The organism is Staphylococcus pasteuri (assembly GCF_003970495.1).
In the GTDB taxonomy this organism is placed as follows: Bacteria; Bacillota; Bacilli; order Staphylococcales; family Staphylococcaceae; genus Staphylococcus; species Staphylococcus pasteuri.
Map to the genome: position 1 here is coordinate 1 of NZ_RXWW01000066.1, position 8,114 is coordinate 8,114.

The 8,114-nt window shown below is 27.9% G+C and carries 12 protein-coding genes; all 12 read left to right on the plus strand.

From position 1 onward, the window contains the following. Nucleotides 1-202: 202 nt before the first annotated feature. Complete coding sequence (locus CD121_RS09825; protein WP_029055745.1) at nucleotides 203-757, plus strand: 5-formyltetrahydrofolate cyclo-ligase; 555 nt, start codon at nucleotides 203-205, stop codon at nucleotides 755-757. Beyond that, nucleotides 754-2,208 carry a rhomboid family protein gene (locus tag CD121_RS09830; RefSeq protein WP_029055746.1) on the plus strand — a complete coding sequence of 485 codons (1,455 nt, stop codon included), beginning with the start codon at nucleotides 754-756 and terminating at the stop codon, nucleotides 2,206-2,208. The genes CD121_RS09825 and CD121_RS09830 overlap by 4 nt, the downstream gene beginning before the upstream one ends. Next, a complete protein-coding gene (locus CD121_RS09835) occupies nucleotides 2,198-2,401 on the plus strand; it encodes a YqgQ family protein (RefSeq protein ID WP_017636256.1) in 204 nt (67 codons plus the stop codon). Before CD121_RS09830 ends, CD121_RS09835 begins: the two co-directional genes overlap by 11 nt. Further along, nucleotides 2,398-3,384 (plus strand): ROK family glucokinase, encoded by a 987-nt coding sequence (locus CD121_RS09840; protein WP_017636255.1) that lies wholly within the window; start codon nucleotides 2,398-2,400, stop codon nucleotides 3,382-3,384. Before CD121_RS09835 ends, CD121_RS09840 begins: the two co-directional genes overlap by 4 nt. Beyond that, the gene (locus CD121_RS09845; RefSeq protein ID WP_017636254.1) at nucleotides 3,384-3,707 is read left to right on the plus strand and encodes an MTH1187 family thiamine-binding protein; all 324 of its coding nucleotides are present in this window, start codon (nucleotides 3,384-3,386) and stop codon (nucleotides 3,705-3,707) included. Before CD121_RS09840 ends, CD121_RS09845 begins: the two co-directional genes overlap by 1 nt. 3 nt (nucleotides 3,708-3,710) lie before the next feature. Beyond that, complete coding sequence (locus CD121_RS09850; RefSeq protein WP_017636253.1) at nucleotides 3,711-4,334, plus strand: MBL fold metallo-hydrolase; 624 nt, start codon at nucleotides 3,711-3,713, stop codon at nucleotides 4,332-4,334. Nucleotides 4,335-4,380: 46 nt separating this feature from the next. After that, nucleotides 4,381-5,355: a competence type IV pilus ATPase ComGA gene (comGA, locus tag CD121_RS09855; RefSeq protein ID WP_126568109.1), complete on the plus strand. Its 975-nt coding sequence runs from the start codon at nucleotides 4,381-4,383 to the stop codon at nucleotides 5,353-5,355. Further along, nucleotides 5,327-6,217 (plus strand): type II secretion system F family protein, encoded by an 891-nt coding sequence (locus CD121_RS09860; protein WP_126568111.1) that lies wholly within the window; start codon nucleotides 5,327-5,329, stop codon nucleotides 6,215-6,217. Before comGA ends, CD121_RS09860 begins: the two co-directional genes overlap by 29 nt. 23 nt (nucleotides 6,218-6,240) lie before the next feature. Beyond that, entirely contained in the window at nucleotides 6,241-6,552 is a 312-nt protein-coding gene (comGC, locus tag CD121_RS09865) for a competence type IV pilus major pilin ComGC (protein ID WP_029055749.1), read from the plus strand. After that, nucleotides 6,530-6,979: a competence type IV pilus minor pilin ComGD gene (gene comGD / locus CD121_RS12290; RefSeq protein ID WP_177244131.1), complete on the plus strand. Its 450-nt coding sequence runs from the start codon at nucleotides 6,530-6,532 to the stop codon at nucleotides 6,977-6,979. The genes comGC and comGD overlap by 23 nt, the downstream gene beginning before the upstream one ends. Nucleotides 6,980-7,010: 31 nt before the next feature. Then, the gene (locus CD121_RS12295) at nucleotides 7,011-7,259 is read left to right on the plus strand and encodes a hypothetical protein (RefSeq protein WP_185817761.1); all 249 of its coding nucleotides are present in this window, start codon (nucleotides 7,011-7,013) and stop codon (nucleotides 7,257-7,259) included. Between the two features lie 573 nt (nucleotides 7,260-7,832). Then, nucleotides 7,833-8,114 (plus strand): shikimate kinase (locus CD121_RS09880; protein ID WP_306669226.1); only part of this gene is annotated, 282 nt, incomplete at its 3' end.

Sequence of the window (8,114 nt, forward strand, 5' to 3'; positions counted from 1 at the left end):
AAATTCCTCAGACGGAATTTCGTCTTTTTAAATTTTATAGTCAAATATTTTATGTTTACAAAACCTCATTTTATTCAAAGCTTTTAACAAAATTTGTACAATCGCTTATTTTAATATCATTAAAAAGTTAATATCTTAGTCAACATAATGACATAAAATTAGATAAACGTTATAATATGGGGTAGTAAAAGTAGGTGAAAATTTGAGCAAAAAAAATATAAGAGCTAATATTTTAACTAAAATGAAACAGCATAATAGCATGCAGAAAAATGAGGCAGACAATTGGTTAGCCACAGAACTTATTAATTCTCAAGCATATCAAAATGCATCTTCTATAGGATTTGTGTTGTCATTGTCACATGAAGTAAATACATATCAAATGATTCAACAAGCTTTAAACGATAATAAAGAAGTATATGTACCTGAAGTTAATTATCAGACTAAAGTTATGACTTTTAAACAATTATTAAATATTAATGACATAGAAAAAGATGAAAAAGGTATTAATCATTCAGTTTCTGAATCAAATACTTCCAATCATTTAGATTTAATCGTCGTACCTGGTGTTGGCTTTAGAAAAGATGGCTATCGAATAGGATATGGAGGGGGTTACTATGATCGCTTTCTATCAAATTTCAAGACCAATACAATAAGTTTGCTATATGATTTTCAATTAACTGATTTTCAACCCGATACACACGATCAACCGGTCGATCAATTAATTATTTATAATAGCCACCAATGGAGGCATACATGAACATTAAAAAGCAATTTTGGAAAACCATTTATTACTGGATTAGGTATTTAAACTACGATGTAATTAATAGAGAAAAAGATGACCAAGAAATTTGGTTAAGTAACAAAAGAAAGAAAACAATTGTAATTTTTTCGAATCATATCACTACGACTCAGGAAATTCGGTTTGATAAAAGCAGAGTTATTGAAAATAAGGAAAATATAGAACAACTAGCTGGTTTTCAACCTCAAACAATTCTATTTTATTATTTTACTGATAAATCATTATCGACAGAATCATTAGATGAAACCTATCCTCAGAAGATAAAATTTAGAAGGATTAGTGATGAGAGGGAATTAGAACTTGCAATGCCCAATGTTATTTTATCTAAAATGATAAATCGAGAGGATTCTAAAAAGACATCTATCTTTTATAGAAACAAAGTTCTTTCATCTAATCTCTTAGATAAACATATGCAACGCTTTTCACCAGTTACATATTCCTTAATAATAATTAATATAGTCTTATGGCTATGCATGATACTTTATTTTAATCGATTTTCTGATGTAAAATTACTTGATGTAGGTGGATTAGTACATTTCAATGTTGTACATGGTGAATGGTATCGTTTAGTTACCTCAATGTTTTTACATTTTAATTTTGAACATATACTCATGAATATGCTTTCACTATTTATTTTTGGTAAAATAGTTGAATCAGTATTAGGTTCATGGCGGATGTTAGCCATCTATTTATTTGCAGGCATATTTGGAAATTTTGTTTCTTTATCATTTAATACCACAACGATTTCTGTCGGTGCCAGTGGTGCTATTTTTGGGCTTATTGGTTCAATTTTTGCAATTTTATATTTAAGTAAAAGCTTTGATAAAAAAGTAATTGGCCAATTATTAATAGCTTTAGTTATTTTAATCGGATTATCAATATTCATGTCTAATATTAATGTTATGGCACATTTAGGCGGATTTATTGGTGGTCTCTTAATTACCTTAATTGGTTATTATTTTACTGTTAACCGTAATATTTTCTGGATACTACTGATTATTTTATTAGTATTGTTTGTGGCAATGCAGATAAGAATTTTTAGTATTAAAGAAGATAATATTTATGATAAATTAATTCGGGATCAAATGTTATCCGGTAATTATGATGAAGCTAGAAAAATTGTAAATAAATCTATTAAAAAAGATTACGCTGATGATCAAACATATTACCTAAGCGGTTTAATTACAGCTGCTAAAAGTTCTAAAGCTGAAGCAATGGCGGAATGGGAACGTGGATTAAGGCTGTTTCCTAATTCCGGTGCATTGAATTATGAAATGGCAATTGCTAATCGTTCACTAAAAGATAAAAGTAAAGCTTTAAAATATATTAAAAAAGCTAGAAAAGCTAATCCTCAAAATGCTCAATATAAAAATTTAGAAAAAGAGTTGAGTGAGAAAAGTGACTCGTAAAATTAATAATTTCTATGATGTTTTGCAATTATTAAAAAAATATGGATATATCATCTATTTCAAAGATCCAGAAGATATGTATGAAATGATGTTACAAGAAATCAAATCTTTATACAGTTATGAATTATTAACTAAAGATGAATATCTTAAATGTATATTGATAATAAACCAAAGAAGGAATGAACATAAATGACAAAAATTATTTTAGCTGCTGATATTGGTGGGACTACTTGTAAATTAGGTATTTTTAATACTAATCTAGATAGAATTGAAAAATGGTCAATTCATACAGACACTACTGATCATACAGGAAAACTACTTTTAAAAAATATACATGAATCATTTGAAGCAAAAATTGCAGAATTAAATTACAACATGTCTGATGTAATCGGTGTTGGTATTGGAGTTCCTGGACCTGTAGATTTTGAAACAGGCATCGTTAACGGAGCTGTTAACTTACATTGGGACAACAATGTTAATGTCACTGAAATCTATCAAAATTTCATCGATTGTCCAGTGTATGTTGATAATGATGCCAATGTTGCTGCATTAGGCGAGAAACATAAAGGTGCTGGTAATGGTGCTGACGATGTTGTAACTATCACATTAGGTACAGGCCTTGGTGGAGGTATTATCTCAAATGGTGAGTTAGTACATGGTCATAATGGTTCAGGTGCTGAAATTGGCCATTTTAGAGCTGATTTCGACCAACGTTTCAAATGTAACTGTGGCAAATCAGGTTGTATTGAAACGGTTGCCTCTGCTACAGGTGTTGTCAATTTAGTTAACTTTTATTATCCAAAATTAACGTTTAAATCTTCAATTTTACAACTTATAAAAGATAATGAAGTTACAGCTAAAGCAGTGTTTGATGCAGCTAAAGAAGGTGACCAATTCTGTATCTTTATCACTGAAAAAGTAGCGAATTATATCGCTTATTTATGTAGTATTATTAGTGTTACTAGTAATCCTAAATACATTGTACTAGGTGGTGGAATGTCTACAGCTGGTTTAATTTTAGTTGAAAATATTAAAACTGAATATCGTAATTTAACGTTTAATCCAGCTCAACATGAAACAGAAATTGTACAAGCAGAATTAGGTAATGATGCAGGTATTACAGGTGCAGCAGGACTTATCAAAACATATATTTTAGATAAGGAAGGTGTAAAATAATGGCAATTGTTGACGTAGTAGTTATTCCAGTAGGCACTGAAGGGCCAAGCGTTAGTAAATACATCGCTGAAATTCAAACAAAGTTAAAAGAATTTAAAGATCAAGGTAAAATCGATTATCAATTAACACCTATGAATACACTTATTGAAGGTGATTTAAAGGATTTATTCGAAGTTGTACAAGCAATACATGAATTACCATTTGATAAAGGATTAGATAGAGTTTGTACAAATATAAGAATTGATGATCGCAGAGATAAATCTAGAAAGATGAATGATAAATTAAAATCTGTACAAAAACATTTAGATAATAGTGGGGAATAAATCATGAGAATTTCTAGTTTAACTTTAGGTTTAGTAGATACTAATACCTATTTTATTGAAAATGAAAACAAAGTATTACTCGTAGATCCATCTAGTGAATCTGATAAAATTATAAAAAAATTAAACCAAATCAATAAACCTTTAGAAGCTATTATACTGACACATGCCCATTACGATCATATTGGGGCACTTGACGATATTATAGAAAAATATAATGTACCAGTTTATATGCATAAAGAAGAATTCGACTTCTTAAATGATCCAGAAAAAAATGGTGCATCAAAATTCAAGCAATATGGTATGCCTCAAGTTATAAGCCAGGCCAAACCAAAATCACTTGATGAGGGACCAGCTCAAATTGGTGATTTTACATTTGATGTATTGCATACACCTGGACACTCACCAGGAAGTTTATCTTTTGTTTTTAAAGAATTCGCAGTAGTCGGTGACACATTATTTAATAATGGCATTGGTAGAACAGATTTATACAAAGGCGATTATGAAACTTTAGTAGATTCTATTAAAGATAAATTATTTGAATTAGATGGAGATTTACCATTATTCCCAGGCCACGGTACTTATACAACTGTTGATGATGAACAATTAAATCCATTTTTAAATGGTTAAAGTAAAACTAACACCTCCTACGTTAATATATGTAGGAGGTGTTTTTATGAAGATTCTATTTCAAGAAATAATTAATAAAGGAATTGCATATAAAGCAAGTGATATACACTTTATTCCTATGGAGCATTATGTTCATATTAAATTTAGAGTAAATGATACATTAACACCTTATGAAACACTTGATATTAATATATATCGTAAGTTATTGGTGTTTATGAAATTCCAAGCTGGTTTAGATGTTTCTACACAACAAATCGCTCAAAGTGGCCGCTATACATATAAATTAAGGTCAGTTTATTACTTACGTATTTCAACCCTTCCTTTATCAATTGGATGTGAAAGTCGTGTTATAAGAATTGTGCCTCAATATTTTCAAAGTAAAAAGGAAACATACGAGTTTAAAGATTTTAAACATTTTATGAATAAGAAGCAAGGTTTATTGCTTTTTACTGGTCCTACAGGTTCAGGAAAAAGTACATTAATGTATCAAATGGTTATGTATGCACAAAAAGAGTTAAACCTAAATGTTATTTCTATTGAAGATCCAGTTGAACAAATTTTAAAAGGTATTACTCAAATTTCTGTTAATAACAAAGCAGGTATTACTTACGCTAGTTCATTTAAAGCAATTTTAAGATGTGATCCAGACGTTATTTTAATCGGAGAAATTCGTGATGCCGAAATCGCTAAATATGTCTTTCAAGCTAGTCTAAGTGGTCATTTGGTATTAAGTACATTACACGCCAATGATTGTAGAGGGGCTTTACTTAGATTATTAGAAATGGGAGTAACAGTTCAAGAATTATCTCAAGCTATAAATTTAATTTCCAATCAACGATTAATTACAACATCACATAATCACAGACAATTAGTGTGTGAACTAATGTTTAAAAATCAAATTAATTACTTTTTTGAACATAACCAAACGATGCCAAAATCTTTTAAACGATTAGCATCAAAATTAGATGATATGACAAAAGAAGGTATTATATGTGAAACTATTGTTGATAAATATATTTAAATTCAGACAAGCCAAATGCCTAACTAAATCTGAACAATTAGATTTAGTGTATAGATTACATCAATTACTTAAACATGGATTTACTCTTTACGAATCATTTAAATTTTTAAATCTACATTTTAAATATAGAGGAGATAAATCACATGATGAAGTGTTAAATAAAATAGAACAAGATGCAACTTGCTGGGAAGTATTTAAATACTTAGATTATTCAAGTGACATTGTTACACAAACATATTTAGCTGAAAGATTTGGAAATTTAGAACTTTCTCCATTACAATCTATTCTTTCTTATTTTATTACAACTTTCCCTTTATTCATCATAATTTTATCCAGTGTAATATGTATATTATCTATCATATTTAAATATCGTTTTAATAAGATGACTATAGAAAATCAAATTCAATTAATGTGTCACATTCCAATTATTAAACATTATTATAAAATTTTAAAAACGTATCAATTATCAAATGAGTTTGCTCATTTTTATAGAAATGGTGTTAATTTACAGATAATCGTTAGAATTTATAAACAATCAGAGAATAATCAATTTCATCAATTTTTAAGAGACAGGTTACTCAACCAATCTTATCAAGGAGAAAATCTACCTGATATATTAAAAAAATTAAATTGCTATGAAAATGACTTGATTAAATTTATAGAACAAGGAGAAAAAAGTGGAAAACTTGATATCGAATTAACGCTATATAGTCAGATACTTATACAACAATTCGAAGCTATGGCTAAAAGACACATTAAATTCATTCAACCAGTTATCTTTTTAATATTAGGATTATTTATCGTTGCACTTTATTTAACTATTATGCTACCTATATTTGACATGTTGCAGTCAATTAAATAGTAAGGAGGACTTATAAATTGAAGATATTCAAAACACTGTTTAACAAAAAGGCATTTACATTAATTGAAATGTTACTAGTTTTATTAATAATTAGCTTATTGCTTATTCTAATTATTCCCAATATAGCTAAACAAACCGCTCATATACAAACTACTGGTTGTGACGCTCAAGTGAAAATGGTTAATAGTCAAATTGAAGCATATACTTTAAAACACAATAGAAATCCTAATACCATCCAAGATTTAATTTCTGAAGGATTTATTAAAGAAAACCAAAAAAATTGCAAATCAGGAGAAACTATTAGTATTAATAATGGCGAAGCGGTTGCAAATTAAATATTTACCATCATTTACTTATCTAGAGATGTTAATGGTTATGTTTATTCTAGCTATACTAACTGCATGTACACTTATTGGTAAAACACTATTATCAGTATCAGCTTCTAACGAAGAATTAAACATTAATCATCTGATAACTCAAATGAATTATTTAAAATCTAAAGCTATCAATGAGAAACAATCAATTTCATTAATATTTACTAACCAAACAAATTCTATAAAAGTAAAAGAAGAACATGGTTCAAAATATCAGTTGAAAATTAAAGGCGGAAAAATAGTCAATATAGCTAAGATACAATTATTAACATTTAATAAAGATGGACATATTAATAATTTTGGTTCAATAAACTTAAAAATGAAACATGGGAATTATAAATTAATATTTCACATAGAAAAGGGGCGCATAAGGTATATTAAAATATAAAATTAAGGGGAGTGTTCTATTAGATAGTTTATTGGCCTTTTTAATCATGAGTACGATTACACTTGTGTTCATGAGTTCAATTAATCATCTTATTAAAACATATCAAAATCAATTAGATTTATTAGAAATGCAAAAAGTCATTATAGTAGCCTTAAATAAATTCGATATAAAACAAATAAAGCAAGGAGTATTTATTGATCAATTTCAAGTTAGAATGTCTAAACAAACAATTTGTGTTTCAAATTGGCCAAAAAAGAAAAACTATTGTGTTAAGAAATAGGATACAAGGGTTTACTTTTATTGAAATGATTTTTGCTCTACTTATTACCATAGTAATCCTTACTTCACTACCCTTAACTATAAAACTAGTGAGTCATTATAAAGCGTTAGCTAACGAAAACAGCTCGATAGAATTTGAATTCTTTCATAGAGATTTAATAAGAGACATAAATCAAAATAATCTTAAATTATTTGTGAAAAACAAACATACATTCATTTTAAGGAATAATGAAAGTGGCGTAGAATATACATTTAAAAACAATAAAGTATACAAACAAATTAACGGCAAGGGGAATGTTACTTTATTAAATCAAGTTAATGTAGAAAAAATAATAAAGTCGAATGATAACATAATCAAAATTATACTGAAGGTAGGAAATCCGAATTATAAACAAATCAAAACCCTCTATTTATAAACAAAAATCATTTATAAGTCCTTTTTTAATGATTATTTTTTTCATTTATTTAACTATTATATCTTTTTATGTAAGCCAATATAGTTTAAAATTAAAGACAACACATAACTTAGAAAAAACATATAAAGAAGTTATAGTTAATAAGCTCAAAGAGGTAGATGTTGTTGCAATTAAATAAAACACCAATTATATTAATAGGCTTCATGGGTACTGGTAAAACTACAGTAGGAAGTTACATGAGAAATCAATTAAAACTTAGTTATGTGGATTTAGATCAATATATTGAACTAAAAGAACATATGACAATACCTCAAATTTTTGATGAACAAGGTGAAACACACTTTAGAGATTTAGAGTATAAATATTTAAAAGACACTTTAAATAAGTTTGATATTATTTCTACAGGTGGTGGAATAATTGAAAATCAAGCTTCTCTTGAT

What these genes read in the sequence shown, in the direction of transcription:
- comGD (WP_177244131.1), top strand. Translation starts at nt 6,530, where the DNA reads ATGGCGAAGCGGTTGCAAATTAAATATTTACCATCATTTACTTATCTA.
- CD121_RS09850 (WP_017636253.1), top strand. Translation starts at nt 3,711, where the DNA reads ATGAGAATTTCTAGTTTAACTTTAGGTTTAGTAGATACTAATACCTAT.
- CD121_RS09830 (WP_029055746.1), top strand. Translation starts at nt 754, where the DNA reads ATGAACATTAAAAAGCAATTTTGGAAAACCATTTATTACTGGATTAGG.
- CD121_RS09845 (WP_017636254.1), top strand. Translation starts at nt 3,384, where the DNA reads ATGGCAATTGTTGACGTAGTAGTTATTCCAGTAGGCACTGAAGGGCCA.
- comGA (WP_126568109.1), top strand. Translation starts at nt 4,381, where the DNA reads ATGAAGATTCTATTTCAAGAAATAATTAATAAAGGAATTGCATATAAA.
- CD121_RS09840 (WP_017636255.1), top strand. Translation starts at nt 2,398, where the DNA reads ATGACAAAAATTATTTTAGCTGCTGATATTGGTGGGACTACTTGTAAA.